14 protein-coding genes are annotated in these 14,463 nt (G+C 28.3%); 12 read left to right on the forward strand and 2 right to left on the reverse strand.

Annotation, left to right across the window (positions count from 1 at the left end; all coding sequences use genetic code 11):
• Window positions 1-20: 20 nt before the first annotated feature.
• Entirely contained in the window at window positions 21-938 is a 918-nt protein-coding gene (rsmH, locus tag L8W40_RS05150; protein ID WP_263664850.1) for a 16S rRNA (cytosine(1402)-N(4))-methyltransferase RsmH, read from the forward strand.
• Between the two features lie 3 nt (window positions 939-941).
• The gene (locus tag L8W40_RS05155) at window positions 942-1,865 is read left to right on the forward strand and encodes a hypothetical protein (protein WP_263659738.1); all 924 of its coding nucleotides are present in this window, start codon (window positions 942-944) and stop codon (window positions 1,863-1,865) included.
• On the opposite strand, the gene L8W40_RS05160 is transcribed toward L8W40_RS05155, so the two are convergent.
• Window positions 1,862-2,353: a hypothetical protein gene (locus tag L8W40_RS05160; protein ID WP_133319905.1), complete on the reverse strand. Its 492-nt coding sequence runs from the start codon at window positions 2,351-2,353 to the stop codon at window positions 1,862-1,864. The genes L8W40_RS05155 and L8W40_RS05160 overlap by 4 nt on opposite strands.
• Before the next feature lie 132 nt (window positions 2,354-2,485).
• Between L8W40_RS05160 and L8W40_RS05165 the strand changes: the two genes are divergently transcribed.
• Window positions 2,486-3,463: a glycosyl transferase family 90 gene (locus tag L8W40_RS05165; RefSeq protein WP_263664851.1), complete on the forward strand. Its 978-nt coding sequence runs from the start codon at window positions 2,486-2,488 to the stop codon at window positions 3,461-3,463.
• An 11-nt stretch (window positions 3,464-3,474) separates the two neighbouring features.
• Window positions 3,475-4,332 carry a D-amino acid aminotransferase gene (locus L8W40_RS05170; protein ID WP_263659666.1) on the forward strand — a complete coding sequence of 286 codons (858 nt, stop codon included), beginning with the start codon at window positions 3,475-3,477 and terminating at the stop codon, window positions 4,330-4,332.
• Here L8W40_RS05170 and L8W40_RS05175 read toward each other — a convergent pair.
• The gene (locus L8W40_RS05175; RefSeq protein ID WP_263662183.1) at window positions 4,329-5,705 is read right to left on the reverse strand and encodes a cation:dicarboxylate symporter family transporter; all 1,377 of its coding nucleotides are present in this window, start codon (window positions 5,703-5,705) and stop codon (window positions 4,329-4,331) included. The two genes, L8W40_RS05170 and L8W40_RS05175, sit on opposite strands and share 4 nt — an antisense overlap.
• A 285-nt stretch (window positions 5,706-5,990) precedes the next feature.
• Here L8W40_RS05175 and L8W40_RS05180 point away from each other — a divergent pair, with 285 nt between their 5' ends.
• The 8 genes from L8W40_RS05180 to L8W40_RS05215 all read left to right on the forward strand — a co-directional run bounded on the left by L8W40_RS05180 (window position 5,991) and on the right by L8W40_RS05215 (window position 14,035).
• A complete protein-coding gene (locus tag L8W40_RS05180) occupies window positions 5,991-8,042 on the forward strand; it encodes an FTR1 family iron permease (RefSeq protein ID WP_263664852.1) in 2,052 nt (683 codons plus the stop codon).
• Window positions 8,039-8,560 (forward strand): ferrirhodotorulic acid transporter, periplasmic binding protein, encoded by a 522-nt coding sequence (locus L8W40_RS05185; protein ID WP_012661874.1) that lies wholly within the window; start codon window positions 8,039-8,041, stop codon window positions 8,558-8,560. The genes L8W40_RS05180 and L8W40_RS05185 overlap by 4 nt, the downstream gene beginning before the upstream one ends.
• A 77-nt stretch (window positions 8,561-8,637) precedes the next feature.
• Window positions 8,638-10,053: a Fe-S-containing protein gene (locus L8W40_RS05190; RefSeq protein WP_263664853.1), complete on the forward strand. Its 1,416-nt coding sequence runs from the start codon at window positions 8,638-8,640 to the stop codon at window positions 10,051-10,053.
• Complete coding sequence (locus L8W40_RS05195; RefSeq protein ID WP_263664854.1) at window positions 10,043-11,335, forward strand: ABC transporter permease; 1,293 nt, start codon at window positions 10,043-10,045, stop codon at window positions 11,333-11,335. Before L8W40_RS05190 ends, L8W40_RS05195 begins: the two co-directional genes overlap by 11 nt.
• Entirely contained in the window at window positions 11,325-12,440 is a 1,116-nt protein-coding gene (locus L8W40_RS05200; protein WP_263659662.1) for an ABC transporter permease, read from the forward strand. Before L8W40_RS05195 ends, L8W40_RS05200 begins: the two co-directional genes overlap by 11 nt.
• Window positions 12,440-13,096: an ABC transporter ATP-binding protein gene (locus L8W40_RS05205; RefSeq protein ID WP_012661870.1), complete on the forward strand. Its 657-nt coding sequence runs from the start codon at window positions 12,440-12,442 to the stop codon at window positions 13,094-13,096. The genes L8W40_RS05200 and L8W40_RS05205 overlap by 1 nt, the downstream gene beginning before the upstream one ends.
• The gene (locus L8W40_RS05210; protein ID WP_220566705.1) at window positions 13,086-13,577 is read left to right on the forward strand and encodes a TlpA family protein disulfide reductase; all 492 of its coding nucleotides are present in this window, start codon (window positions 13,086-13,088) and stop codon (window positions 13,575-13,577) included. Before L8W40_RS05205 ends, L8W40_RS05210 begins: the two co-directional genes overlap by 11 nt.
• Window positions 13,538-14,035 (forward strand): TlpA disulfide reductase family protein, encoded by a 498-nt coding sequence (locus L8W40_RS05215; RefSeq protein ID WP_318529482.1) that lies wholly within the window; start codon window positions 13,538-13,540, stop codon window positions 14,033-14,035. Before L8W40_RS05210 ends, L8W40_RS05215 begins: the two co-directional genes overlap by 40 nt.
• The last annotated feature ends 428 nt before the right edge of the window (window positions 14,036-14,463 follow it).

Below are 14,463 nucleotides of genomic sequence, written 5' to 3' on the forward strand. Positions count from 1 at the left end.
AAAATATTAAAAGGTATATTTTGCAAAGTCCACATATTCCTGTTTTATTACAAGAAGTTTTAAATACTTTTGATGATTTTGATAGCGGAGATTTTTTAGATTGTACTTTGGGTTATGGAGGGCATTCTAAAGCATTATTGCAAGCTCATGAAAAATTAAGATTAATTGCTTGCGATAAAGATTTAGAGGCTTTAAGTTTTTCCAAAGAGTTTTTAAAAAATTTTCAAGATAGAATAAGTTTTAATCATATAGGTTTTAAAGATATTTTAACTCAAATTTCAACGCAAAACATAAGAGGAATTTTAGCCGATATTGGTGTATCTTCTTTGCAGCTTGATAAAAATGATAGGGGTTTTTCACTAAATTCTGATTTTTTAGATATGAGAATGGATCAAAATAATCCTTTAAGTGCTAAAGAAGTAGTAAATTCTTACAACAAGGAAGCTTTAGAACGAATTTTTAAAGACTATGGAGATCTAGCGCCGGTTGCTTCAATACTTGCTCAAAAAATTATCAATGCAAGAAGTCAAAAAGAGATTACAAGTGCAAAAGAATTAAGTCAAATTATAGGAAATGCTAAGTTAAAAGGACGCAATGTATCTTTAGCTTTGCTCGTATTTCAAGCTTTGCGTATAGAAGTAAATAATGAACTTGGTGAGTTAAAATCCTTACTTGAAAATATAGAAAAAGCAAAATTAAAAGATTGTAAATTAGCTATTATTAGCTTTCATTCTTTAGAGGATAGAATAGTAAAAAATACTTTTAAAAGATGGGAAAAAGACTGCATTTGTGATGAAAGAGCTATAAAATGCGAATGCGGTAAAGGACATAGTCTTGGTAAAATTTTAAGTAAAAAAGCTATAAGTGCCTCCAAAGAAGAAATAAGCTATAATAGTAGATCAAGTTGTGCAAAAATGAGAATTTTTTATTTTAGGTAAATAATGATTGAAGATGATTTTTTAAAAGAAAAACAAAATATACGCGAAAAAATGTTGAAGTATTCTAGGGCTATTAAAGAAGGTAGGCCTTATGAAGAGTATGAGCACAATTTCAATGAAAGCGATCGCATATTAAAAAATAGAATACAGCGTAAAAAAAGACCTAAATTTACAGACTTTGATGAAGAATATAAAGAAAAACCTAAAAAGCAATCCGCTATTTATTTAAAAGAAGATTTGATAAATGTCAAATTAGAAGAAAAAAAGCCTTTTAAATTACAACTCAATTTTTTCAAAAAGCAAAAAGAAAAATTTGATAAAAAAAATGATAAAAATCTTAAGCCATCTAAAAATGTTAAAACTTTGCAGGAAGTAAAAAAAGTAGAAAAAATACAACAAGAAAAAAAAGATTCTATTCAAATATCTAAAATTCTTACTCAAAGTAATGTCTTTGTTACTTCAAAATTTCAAGATTTAAAAGAAAAAAGAAAAGAAAAAGTCAAACTCAAACAAGAATTAAAAGAGCAAAAAAAAATCGAACAAGAAAAAATAAAAAAAGCTCAAGAAGAATTAAAAGAAAAAGAAAAATTAGCTAAGCAAGAGCAAAAAATTTTAGAAGAAAAAGTAAGGCTTGAAGAAAACCAAGAATATAATCAAGAAGATAAATACGAACTTTTAGATAGCATAGTAAGTGAGGAAAATAAAAATTTAACCCCTAAAAATTTATTATACGCAGGTTTGATGATAGCATTTGCTTTATTGATATTTTTCCCACAAATTTATATTAGAAATCAAATTTATTATGTAAGTAGAGAAATAGCAGATTTAAGATCGCAAGAATTAGTTTTAGATGAAGAAAACAAAGAACTTCAAAGACAGCTTGAAGCATTGTATTTTCAAAATCAAGTTTTAGACTTTTTAGATTAATCTTGTGTTTGAATGATTTTCTCCAAAACATATTGTTCAAGTTGATTTTTTGGAATTTCTTCTTTAATAGCTTGATTATAAATATTTTCTGCTATTTTTGAATATTTTTCATAAGCAAAATATGGAAAATGTAAAGTCCAAGCTTTTTTCAATAATCTTTTGCTTATTACTTTTCTAGTATAAATTTTAAAAATATCATAGCCAACAAAAACACAAGCGGTAACAAAAATAGCACTTAAGATACTAATATGAAAATCAATAATTGTTAAAAAATAATGGCTGATGATAAGCATAGGAACTAAAATGGCTATACAAAAAAGGGTATATATAAGATAAGAATTAAATACCTTAAATTTAAAATTTAATTTCGCAGGATCTATCATCATACCTTCATTTAACAAGGCATTTGCTTCTAATAAATCTTTTAAATTAACAGGTTGATTTGAAACTTTAAAAATAAAGTTTAAAATAAATTCTTGTATTTTCATTGTTTTACCTAGTAAGTATGTGATTTTTGTGATTTTAGCATTTTTGTTTTTAAATAAGATAAATTTTAAGTCTTGTAAATGAAATCTTGTGTTAAAATTTACATTATTTTTGCATATTAAAGAAAGAAAAAGATGGCAGATTCTAGATTTATGATGAATGTAAAAGGCATAGCTAAAAGTTTTATACCTAGAAAAATTTATCAAAATCAATTACAAAATATTTTCAAAGAGCTTTTAAAATCAAAAAATATAGATAATATTATTACTCGCTTAAATTATTACAATTTGCAAAATGATTTTTTTGATATAAAAAATTTTCAAAATTATGAAAAAATAGGAAAATTTCCCTTTAAAAAAACTTCCTATGCTTATGATGCTTATGCGATTAGTAAGTATTTTAATGATGATTTTTTATGGATTAAAGGTTTTGGAGATATTAGTTATAATCTTAAATATCCAAGCATAGCTAAATCAAGACCAGTTGAAAATGGCTTTAATAATATCATTTTAAAATTAGACAAAAATAGACATTTTGATTTTATACAAGATAAAAACCAATTTGAAGATAAAAAAGACTTACTCTTTTTTAGAGGTGCAATTTATCAACCTCATCGTATTAAATTTTTTGAAAGATATTTTGATAATCCTTGTTGTGATATTGCTCATGTTGGCGGTAGAAAAATTCAAGCCGAAAAATGGATTAAAAATTTAAATTTTAAAATTAGCAGAGCCTATCAAACCCAGTTTAAATTTTTACTTTCATTGGAAGGTAATGATGTAGCAAGCAACTTAAAGTGGGCGATGAAAACAAATTCTTTAGTTTTAGCCCCAAAAATGCGTTATGAAACTTGGTTTATGGAAGGAAAGTTAGTTCCAAATGAGCATTTTGCTTTGATTGATGATGATTATGAAAATGTAGAAGTTTTGCTTGATTATTATTTAGCTAATCCACATAGAGCAAAAGAAATCATACAAAATGCTCATGCTTATATAGAGCAATTTTTAGATGAAAAGATAGAATTTTATATAGGAATTTTAGTTTTAGCTAAGTATTTTTATTATTCTAATCAGCTTGATTTACCAAAAGATATTATTGATTTATTTGATTAAAAGGAGAGTTTATGCAAGAGATGGAAATAGTATTTTTAAATGATGAATTTATAAAAGCTAGCGAAGCTAAAGTGAGTATTTTTGATAGAGGTTTTATCTTTGGAGATGGAATTTATGAAGTAGTTCCTGTGGTAAATGCAAAAATAGCTGATAAGGAAGAATTTTGGGAGCGTTTTGAGCGTAGTTTAGCCCAAATTGATCTACAAATTCCTTATACAAAAGAAGAATTTGAAAATATTTTAAAGCAATTAATCATTAAAAATTCTCTCAAAGAAGGCGGGCTTTATATGCAAATTACTAGAGGGGTTGCTAGTAGAAATTTTGCTCTTTTAAAGGGGTTAAAACCTACTATTATGGCCTTTGCTTTTGAATGCAAGGTGATTGGGCATGAGTTTGCTAAAAATGGGGTGAGTGTTATTTCAACAGCTGATTTAAGGTGGAAAAGAAGGGATATAAAATCAATTTCTTTATTAGCTCAATGTCTTGCAAAAGAAGAAGCTGTTAAAGCTAAGGTTTTTGAAGCTTTTATGGTAGAAAATGCTTTAGTAACGGAAGCTTCTAGTAGTTCAGCTTTTATTATAAAAGATAAAACTTTAATCACTAAGCCATTTTCTAATGAAATTTTGCCAGGAATTCGCCGTAAAAATATCTTGAAATTTGCCAAAGAACTTGATCTTAAAGTAGATCAAAGAGCTTTTAGTATGAAAGAAGTGTATGAAGCTGATGAGGTATTTATTTCCGCAGCTACTTTTTTGATTTTAGGTGTTATAAAAGCAGATAGTAAGGTAATTAATGATGGTAAGGTGGGCTTTTATACCCAAAAACTAAGAGAAAAATATGTAGAAAAAATTCAAAAAGAGGTTTTTTAATCAAAACCCGCATTAGTAAATTCTTTAGGATTATCTAGAGCGTAGCGAAACTTTTCCCAGTCTATTTGTTTATCCCAAATAGCTACGATTAAAGCTGCTACGCTATTACCACATAAATTTCCCACAGCACGAATTTCAGACATAAATTTATCCACGCCCAAAAGTATAGAAATGGCAGCCACAGGTAAAACCTCGCCCAAACTTGCTCCTAAGCCATTGTTAGCTTCTGCAATGTGCATATTAGATAAAGCCGCAAGTGTACTTCCTAGTATAATAAAACCCGATCCAGTCACACCAACAGCACCTTTTGAGGCTATCATAAGCACTATTAAAATGCTAATTTCATGAGTTAAAGAAAGTTCTACATTAAAAGCTTGAGCAAGGAAAATTAAACTCATAGCCAAATAAATATTAGTACAATCAAGATTAAAACTATATCCAGTTGGTAATACCAAGCCCACAGTGGCTTTTGAAATTCCTGCTTTTTCAAGTTTTCTCATAAGCGGAGCTAATGCTGATTCGCTAGAACTCGTGGCAAAAACTATTAAAACTTCTCTTGAGATAAAACGCATAAATTTAAAAATATTGACTTTAGCAATAAAACAAATAAGCCCTAAAACTCCAAAGATAAAAAGCAAAGAAGCAAGCAACATAACAATAAGCAAATAACCCAAATTTAATAAAGAATCAAGTCCATATTTTGCCACTAAAAAAGCCATCGCAGAAAAAGCGGCGATGGGAGAAAAATACATAATGATTTCTAAGATTTTAAAAACAAAACTTTGCATTATTTCTAAGGTTTTTTGTATAGCTTTTCTCTCATCAATTCTCATAAGCGAAATAATAAAAGCACAAGCTAGAGCTATAACTAAGATTTGCAAAGTTTTTCCTTCGCTAAAAGCAGCTATGATATCAGTAGGTATAGCATCTTTTAAAATATGCAAAATTTCATTTTGCGCACTTATTTCTATATTTTTATTAACAAATTGAGCTACACTTTCTTGATCTAGAGTGCTTGGATCAAGGTTCATTCCTTTACCAGGTCCCATAATGTTTGCCATAAAAATGCCAATAGCTAAAGCAAAAGTGCTTACTATTTCAAAATAAAGCAAAGCTTTAGCTCCTATGCTTCCAACTTGTTTTAAGCTTTCAAGACTAATAACACCTAAAACAATAGTTAAAAATATAATAGGACCTATGAGAATTTTTAAAGCTTGTATAAAATAATCTACACCGATTTTACTAGCTAATGCAAATTCCTTATCTAATAAGCCAAGGCAAATGCCAGCTATAATTCCTATAATCACCCAAAAACCTAAATTTTTTAACATTTTTTTGAGCTTGCTTGGTTTTTCATGAGTAATAACTAGCATAAAAAACTCCTTGTAATTTTAAAAAACGATACATATTAGCAAAGAAAAACTTATTTTTATGGTTAAAATAAATAAAAAATAAATATAAAAGCTAAAAATAATAATTTTTTATCTTATTTTGTAGATAAAAGTAGCATTTTGTAGTATTTTTGTATGATTTATTATGAAATAAATAATGATAATGTTTATCTAAATTTAAGAAAGCTAGTACTATACTTGTGACTATGATTTTAAAAATGAATATCATTTCGGAGTAAAATAGTGTTTAAAAAAATAAGTTTATTAATGATTTTTTTATTTTGTTCTTTAACACTTGCTAGGGATATTGATTATCAAAAAGAAAGTCAAAATATTAAGCAAATTTTGAATGAAAGCATGGTGTTATATAAAGATAATAAAAATTTAGAAGCTAAGAAAAAAGCTGAAGATGCATATTTTCAGCATTTTGAAACCATGGAAGGCTCTATTGGTCGCAATGTCGGTAGAAAAGTCATTGTGATGGAGCGTAAATTTATTAATTTAAGAAAAATGTATAAAGATAAAGAAGATATTTCTAAGATAGAAGCTTTAATTAGTAGCTTGTATTTTGATTTAGATGAAGTCGTTCCTATATTAGAAAAAGGATTTCAATTAAAAGCTGAAGCTAGTGATATAAATTATGATAAAAAAGCAGCTGAAAGCTCATCTTTAAAAGCAGAAAAAGAGCGTCAAGCGCAAGCTGAAGCTATGTTTGCATCTTTACTTGGAGAGGATGTTAAAGGACAAACATCATCAAATTTGACTCAAAATTCAACTACTCAAGAGCAAAATATCCAAAAAGACGAAACATTATTAGCCTTACAAGAAGCTTCAGCTATGGATGCAAGATTGCAATTTTTAATGGATTCAATGATTTCAAAACTTGATCAAGCAGCATTGGCTTTTGTAAATAAAGATTACCAAAAAGCTAAAGATTTAATCCAATCAGCATTATTCGAAGATTATAGAAATTCAAAGGTAGAAGTTTTAGTAGCAAGATACACAAAAGCGGGTATGGATAAAAAAATTCAAACAAAACTTAGAACTATAATAAGAAAAATCAACAATAACACTTTGGATGAAAAAGCTATAAGAGATGAAATTTCAGACATATCAGATTTATTATATGAAGCATTCCTAGCTTTACCCAAAGAAGAATTAGCTTTACTTCAGGTTAAAGGCTTTGATGAAAGTGTTATGAGTACTAAAAACTATACTAAAGTATATGATGATATAAAAATTGCACTTAATAATATTTTACAAAATTATGATGGTTTTAATTTAAATAGCATAGATGCTTTACAAAATGTTTATTTGGATATTTTTGAAGCAAGTGGTATGGAAAGTAAAATTGGTGCTATTGATAGTGCTTTAAAATTAAAAATAGAAAGTTATTTTTCAAAAGGTGTTGCACTTATTAAAGCAAGTGCTTCTAAAGAAGAATTAAAACAGAATTTTGATGAGCTTGGTGCATTAATTGAAAATTCTTTGGGTAAAATTCAAGAATCTTCACCTATGTCTTTATTTATATGGGCTTTGGGTATTATCTTAAGAGAAGGTTTAGAGGCTTTAATCATTGTTGTAGCCATAGTTTTATATTTAGTTCAAAGTGGCAATAAAAAGCGTTTAAGTATAGTATATTCAGCACTTTGGAGTGGAGTATTTTTAAGTTTTGTAACTGCATTTTTTATTTCATGGATTTTTAAAGAACAAGCAGGGCAAAGTAGAGAATTTTTAGAGGGCATTACTATGCTTGTGGCTGTTGCATTACTATTTTATGTCGGTTTTTGGCTTTTATCAAATGCGCAAAATAAAAAATGGGCAAATTATGTAAAAACTCAAGCAGTTGAAGCTATCTCAAATAATTCAGCAAAAACTTTATGGTTTAGTGTGTTTTTAGCTGTATACAGAGAAGGTGCTGAAACTATTCTTTTTTATCAAGCTTTATTATTTGATGCAAAAACAAACACAGATTATAGTTTTATATTTATAGGATTAGCTAGTGGATTAATTATACTTATAATACTTTATTATTTATTAAAAGCTGGTGCTTTAAAAATACCAGTAAAACAATTTTTCTATATAACTTCATACATTATTTTTTATATGGTCTTTGTCTTTACAGGCAAAGGCATTGGTGAGCTCATAGAAGCCAAGGTTATTACACCAAGCTTACTTCCTTTTGATTTTGAAGGAATTTTATGGCTTGGAATTTATCCTTACTATGAGAGCATCATACCTCAGTTTATGGTTTTAATCTTACTCATTATGGGTATTTTTATAACAAAGCAAATTTCAAATAAAAGGGAAAAAATATGAAAAAAACTTTATTAAGTTTAGGTGCAGCAGCTAGTATTTTAGCTAGTTCAGTTTTTGCAGCAGAGGTGCCAATTGGCGATCCTTATGAATTAAATGGTATGGAAATAGCAGCAGTTTATTTACAGCCAATCGAAATGGAGCCAAGAGGGATTGATCTTGCAGCAAGTTTAGCAGATATTCACCTTGAAGCAGATATTCATGCATTAAAGGGCAATAAAAACGGCTTTCCAGAAGGTTTTTGGATTCCTTATTTAACTATAGCTTATAAGCTAACTAATCTTGACAATGGTAAAGTAAAAACAGGAACTCTTATGCCTATGGTAGCAGATGATGGCCCTCACTATGGTGCAAATTTAAAAATGGATACAGGTATTGGAAATTACGAGTTAGTATTTTTAATAGAAAGCCCAGAAAAACAAGGTTTTGGACGCCATGTTGATAAAGAAACGGGTGTTGGTAAATGGTTTGAGCCATTTTCAGTTAAATACAACTTTAAATACACAGGAAAACCTAAGTGATTTTTTCCCTAGCTTTTTGCTAGGGTTTATTTATAAAATTATTGATTTTATAAATAAATTCTATCAAAGAAGAGCCCATGTCGATTTATTTTGTACATTTTTTTGGAGTATTTTTTTCTTACGCACTTTTAAGTGCTTTATTTTTTTATAATCTAAAAAATTCTTTAGTGTTTAAACTTGCTTTTGTGGGTTTTGTTTTTTCTTATTTTGCTTTTTTTATTAGCGCTAAAACACTAAGTTATGATTTGTTGTATTTTTCTAATGATGTTTTATTTGTTTTGTTGTTTTTAAGTGTTATCATTTTTTCTTTTATAAAAAATAATTTTTTAAAAGAAAAAATTCAAGCAATATTGCTTTTTTTATTATCTTTTGCTTTTGGTATAAAATACTTACATATTTCTATCGACTTTCCTATATTAAGCACTAATTTTTTAGATTCTTTAGCGATTAGTTCTTTTGGGCTTATTTTGCTTGCTTTTGTGATGTGTTTTGGGGTTTATCTTTTTACAAGATGGCTAAGGGAATTTAAATTTTTAAATTTATTTTTACTCATTATCGTGATTTTTTATCTAAATGAAGCTTTAGCACAAATTTTATTGCACCTTATGAGAGAAGGTGTGATAGAAACAGAAAGTTTATATTTAAGCTATGTGGCAAAAAGTGTATATTATGCTAAATTTTATACATATATATGGTTTTTATTGCTAGGAATTTGTATAGTTTTAGCTTTAAAGCAAAGAGTGAGTGAAAACAGCAAGAAAAAAGATTTTGATATAGAATTTAGAAAAAATCAAGCAAAAAATTCAACTATAACTAATTTTAGTGCAAGTATTTTTAGTGCTATGATTTTAAGTCTTTGTATTTTTCTCTTTTATGACTTGCATGCTTCAAGACCAATCACCATAGACGAGCCAACCTATGTAGAGCCAAATGAAAATAATGAATTTGTTTTTGATGTGGCAATATTAAGAGATAATAACTTACACCGCTTTGCTTATATTAGCGATGAGGGTAAAGTGGTAAGATTTTTCTTGATTAACAAAAGAGAAGATAAAGACTCTCCAGTAGCAGTTTTTGATGCTTGTAGTATATGTGGAGATATGGGGTATGTTAAAAAAGGTGGAGAGCTAATTTGTATTTCATGTAATGTTAGAATTTTCTTACCAAGTGTGGGTAAGGCAGGTGGGTGCAATCCTATCCCTATGAAATATAAATTTGAAAATGGTAAAGTTATCATACCTTTTTCAGAAATTTTAGATGGGGTAAATTTTTTCACTCAAGTAGTAGAAAAGAAAGTTTATGATCCTATTGATCATACCGAGCTTATTAACTTAAAAGCACCAAGATCTTATGTTTATAAAGGAAGAACATATTTTTTTGCTAATGAAAAAAATTATGAAGAGTTTAAAAACGATCCTTTAAAATACATTGATATGAATAAATCTTCAAAATATAGAATTCATAATTTATTAGGAAATGACTATGCAAGTTAAGATTGTAAAAAACTCTATTTTTCAAAATAAAATCCAAAAATCTCTAGCCTTACTAACGATTTTTTTAGCTACTTTACTTATGGCTACTATGTTAAATCTTACTTTGGGTATAGGTAATGAAATTACAAAAGAATTAAGAAGTTATGGATCAAACATTTTAGTTTTACCTAAAGGTGCAAGTTTGAGTGTAGAAGTGGGTAATAAAATTTATGAGCCTTTGAAAAATCAAAATTTTTTAGAAGAAAACAAGCTCCATACTATAAAAGAAATTTTTTGGAGAAATAATATCAATGCCTTTGCGCCATTTTTAGATACTCAGGTAAAAATTCAAACTCCAAATGCAAATTATGAAAATATCTCTTTAGTGGGAACTTATTTTGATAAGGCTATAAAGATTCAAGATGATGATGATTTTTATGCAGGTATTAAAGAATTATACAAATATAGTCAAATCAAAGGAAATTACCCAAAAGATGATAGTTTAGATGAAATAATGCTAGGAATAGATTTAGCACAAAAGTACGATTTAAAAATAGATGATGAAATTACCCTTGTGCAAAATGATCAAATTTTTAAAGTAAAAATTGTTGGTATTATGGATTTAACTCAAGCTTTTTCAAATAAAATCATCACTTCTTTGCTTTTAGCACAAAAGCTTTCTAAAAAAGAAGGTTTATTCTCAAAAGCAGAAGTTTCAGCTTTGACTATACCTGAAAATGATTTAGCACAAAAAGCAAGACGCGATGTAGATAGTCTTGATCAGCTTGAGTATGATCAGTGGTATTGCACTGCTTATGTAAGTTCTATTGCCTATCAAATTGCAGAAGATTTTAAAGGTGCAAGCACAAAAGTAGTGAGTGCGATTTCAGATGCAGAAAGTTTGATAGTATCTAAAATTCAATCTTTAATGGCAGTAGTTAGCATTATATGCTTAATCGTAGCTTCCATAGCCATATCATCTTTAATGAGTGCGGATATTTTTAGAAGAAAAAGTGAAATAGGGCTTTTAAAAGCTTTAGGTGCTAGCACTTTGCAAATTTATATGATTTTTGCGTTAGAAGGGGTTGTGGTAGCTTTAGTTGGGGCTGTTTTGGGCTTTGCTTTTGGTATAGGTATGTCAGAGATTATCGCCTTGAGTATATTTGAACATATCATTGAAATTTCTTGGATTATCCTACCAATTTGTTTATTTTTTGCAGTGCTTATAGTATTTTTAGGGTGTTTGTTTTCTATCAAAGGAATTTCTAAACTTTCTACTTCAGAGGTTTTATATGGGAAATAATTTTTTTATGCAAGAGGTTTTTAAATCTCTTATTTTTTCTTATAAAAGAGTTTGTATTATTTTTATAGCTGTGTTTATGGGTGCTATGGTAAGTGCTTCGTTTTTTAATATTTATTTTGATATTGACACAAAATTGTCCAAAGAATTAAAAGCTTATGGAGCTAATTTTATCATCACACCAAAAGATGATGAGTTTTTAAGCATGGATGAATTTAATCAAGCCAAAGAAAACTTGAAAGCAAAAGCTTTAACCCCATTTTTATATGGTTTTTATAATCTTGAAAGTTCAAGTGCGGTAGTTGTTGGGGTTGATTTTGCAAATTTAAAGCTTACCAAGCCTTTTATGGAGGTTTTAAAAGGAAGCTTTTCTTTGAGTGATTTTAGTGAAGATAGTGCCTTTGTGGGGGCTGATTTAGCTAAACAATTAGAGCTTAAAATAGGACAAGAATTGCAAATTTATAACCCAAGTATATCTAAAATAGTCAAAGTAAAAATCAAAGCTATTTTAAGAAGCAATGATGAGCAAGATGGGGTTTTAATCATCTCTTTAAAAAAAGCTCAAGAATTAGCAGCTAAAGAAGTGATAAATTATGCTCAAGCTATTTTACTAGGTGATTATGAAAGCTTAGATCAAAAAGCAAAAGAACTTAGCAAGGCTAATGTAGAAGCCAAAGTCATAGCTTCAGTATCCATTAGTGAAGGTGTGATTTTAGAAAAGATCAAGGCTTTGATGGCTTTGATTAGTTTAACTATTTTGCTCATTAGTTCTTTGAGTGTAAATACCACTCTTAGTGCAGTGATTTTTTCAAGAAAAAAAGAAATAGCCTTGCACCTTGCACTAGGAGCTAAACATAAAGAAGTTATTAAACTTTTTGGAGCTGAAGTGTTTATTTTAAGCTTGAGTGCGAGTTTGTTTGGCGCTTTTTGCGGATATTTTTTAGCAAATATTTTTGGATATTTGATTTTTAATGCAAGTATAGATTTTAGATTGCTTTCAGTGTTTTTTGCGGTACTTGTTTCTTTAGTATTTGCATTTTTTGCAAGTATCTTACCGCTAAAAAAAGCTTTAAAAATCAATGTTTGTGAAAATTTAAAGGGTGAGTGATGAAAAATATTATAAAAATTTCAAATTTAAATCGTAATTTTAATGAAGTTAAAGCTTTGCAAAATATCAACCTAGAAGTAAAGCAAGGCGAATGGCTAGCCATTATGGGCCCATCAGGTTCAGGTAAATCAACACTTTTAAATATACTTTCTTTAATGGATACTCAAAGTAGTGGAGAGTATTTTTTAGATGATAAAGAAGTTGGAAATTTAAGTGAAGAAGAAAAAAGCGTAATTAGAAGAGAAAAAATAGGTTTGATTTTTCAACAATTTCATTTAATACCTTATTTAAATGCTTTAGAAAATGTTATGCTAGCTCAGTTTTATCACTCAAGTATAGAACAAAAAGACGCTATAATGGCACTAGAAAAAGTAGGGCTTTCACACAGACTTACGCATTTACCTAGCCAATTAAGTGGCGGGGAGCAACAAAGGCTATGTATAGCAAGAGCTTTAGTGAATGATCCTGAAATTTTATTAGCAGATGAGCCAACTGGAAATTTAGATGAGGCAAATGAAAAAAATATTCTAGAGCTTTTTTGTAAATTAAAACAAGATGGTAAAACCATAGTTTTAATCACTCACAATCCAGACTTAGCTACTTTTGCTGATAGAACTATCATTTTAAGCCATGGAGTGATGAAAAGTGAAAATTAAAAGTATAATTTTAGCTTGTTTATGTTTAGTTTTTTTAAGTGCATGTTTTGAAAACAACAATAAAAATGGCGGCAAAGTAGGCTTAAAAGCACCAGAAATCGCAGCTAAAAATTTAGAAGGTGAGAAAATCAAACTAGCTGATTTTGATAATCTCATTGTTTTAACCTTTGTAGAGCAAGGTTGTGCATCTTGTTTAAAAGACTTACCACTCTTGGAAAAACTAGCTAACGAATACCCTAAAAAAATCACTATTTTAGCACTTGATTCTGTGGATAAGGGGAAAGATTTTGAAGAATTTGCTACAAAATATGATTATAAAAATATTATATTTTTGCAAGATGATTTAGATATATCATGGCAAAGATTTAACATTTTTGCAGTACCAACAACTTTTGTCATTAAAGATGGAGTTGTGCAAGATAAAATCATAGGAGAAAAACCATGGTCACAACTAAAAGCTTCTATTGCTTCTTGGCTTTAATAAGTATTTTTTTCTTTAGTGCATGCTCAAATAATGAATTTCAAACCTTAAATTCAAGTCAAAACTATACTTTTAAATACGATGGTTTTGAAAAAACCTTAAAAACACAAAATGCAAATCAAGCTTATGCTTTATTTTTTTTCACGCAAGATTGTGGTGCGTGTAATGTACAAATTCCGATGCTAAATGAACTTTATAAAGAAAGAAATTTTCCTATTTTAGCGGTGTTAAATGGAGCTAAATCAAAAGAAGAAGCCCAAAAAATTCTTTTGGAAAAAAAGTTAAATTTACCACTTATGTATGAAGCTAAAGCAAGCTCATTTTTGTCTAAGGCCGTGGGTGGAATTTATGGTGTGCCTGTGATAGTTTTTTATGATGAAAAAGGCAAGATAAATGAAAAATTCATTGGACTTACTCCAAAAAGTGTTTTAGAAAATAAAATTAAATTTTTACAATAACTACTGCTAACTTTTTTAAGTTTATTTTTAATTAAAAAATAAAATTTGCAATTATTTTTTTAAGTGATTTTTTATGTACTCTAAAATGCAAATATATTGTTAATGTTATTGATAGGCTGTATGTTGATTGTTTGGTATGTTACAAAAATACCCAATTAAAATAATTAACCTAAAAGCCTATAAGCAAGCATTTTGATAATTTTTTTCAAAATGAGATATTTTATATCTTATTCTTAATTTAAGCTTAAATTTATATGCATAGCAGTAGTATAACTTTTTTATGAAAATATAAAATTTCTAGGAGGTATTTTAAATACCATGAAAAGATTATTTTTTAATTTAAACCTTAGGGGGGGGGATATTGTTCAGACATATTTTGAGAAAATATTGCATGATATTAAAATTTTTCTTACTCACTATATTTTCCT

It is taken from the genome of Campylobacter sp. IFREMER_LSEM_CL1846 (genome assembly GCF_025772105.1).
Taxonomy (GTDB): domain Bacteria; phylum Campylobacterota; class Campylobacteria; order Campylobacterales; family Campylobacteraceae; genus Campylobacter_D; species Campylobacter_D lari_D.

Bases quoted from the DNA above. Each gene is read 5' to 3' on its own strand.
- L8W40_RS05155 (WP_263659738.1), top strand. From the start codon at position 942: ATGATTGAAGATGATTTTTTAAAAGAAAAACAAAATATACGCGAAAAA.
- L8W40_RS05160 (WP_133319905.1), bottom strand. From the start codon at position 2,353: ATGAAAATACAAGAATTTATTTTAAACTTTATTTTTAAAGTTTCAAAT.
- L8W40_RS05165 (WP_263664851.1), top strand. From the start codon at position 2,486: ATGGCAGATTCTAGATTTATGATGAATGTAAAAGGCATAGCTAAAAGT.
- L8W40_RS05170 (WP_263659666.1), top strand. From the start codon at position 3,475: ATGCAAGAGATGGAAATAGTATTTTTAAATGATGAATTTATAAAAGCT.
- L8W40_RS05175 (WP_263662183.1), bottom strand. From the start codon at position 5,705: ATGCTAGTTATTACTCATGAAAAACCAAGCAAGCTCAAAAAAATGTTA.
- L8W40_RS05180 (WP_263664852.1), top strand. From the start codon at position 5,991: ATGATTTTTTTATTTTGTTCTTTAACACTTGCTAGGGATATTGATTAT.
- L8W40_RS05185 (WP_012661874.1), top strand. From the start codon at position 8,039: ATGAAAAAAACTTTATTAAGTTTAGGTGCAGCAGCTAGTATTTTAGCT.
- L8W40_RS05190 (WP_263664853.1), top strand. From the start codon at position 8,638: ATGTCGATTTATTTTGTACATTTTTTTGGAGTATTTTTTTCTTACGCA.
- L8W40_RS05195 (WP_263664854.1), top strand. From the start codon at position 10,043: ATGCAAGTTAAGATTGTAAAAAACTCTATTTTTCAAAATAAAATCCAA.
- L8W40_RS05200 (WP_263659662.1), top strand. From the start codon at position 11,325: ATGGGAAATAATTTTTTTATGCAAGAGGTTTTTAAATCTCTTATTTTT.
- L8W40_RS05205 (WP_012661870.1), top strand. From the start codon at position 12,440: ATGAAAAATATTATAAAAATTTCAAATTTAAATCGTAATTTTAATGAA.
- L8W40_RS05215 (WP_318529482.1), top strand. From the start codon at position 13,538: ATGGTCACAACTAAAAGCTTCTATTGCTTCTTGGCTTTAATAAGTATT.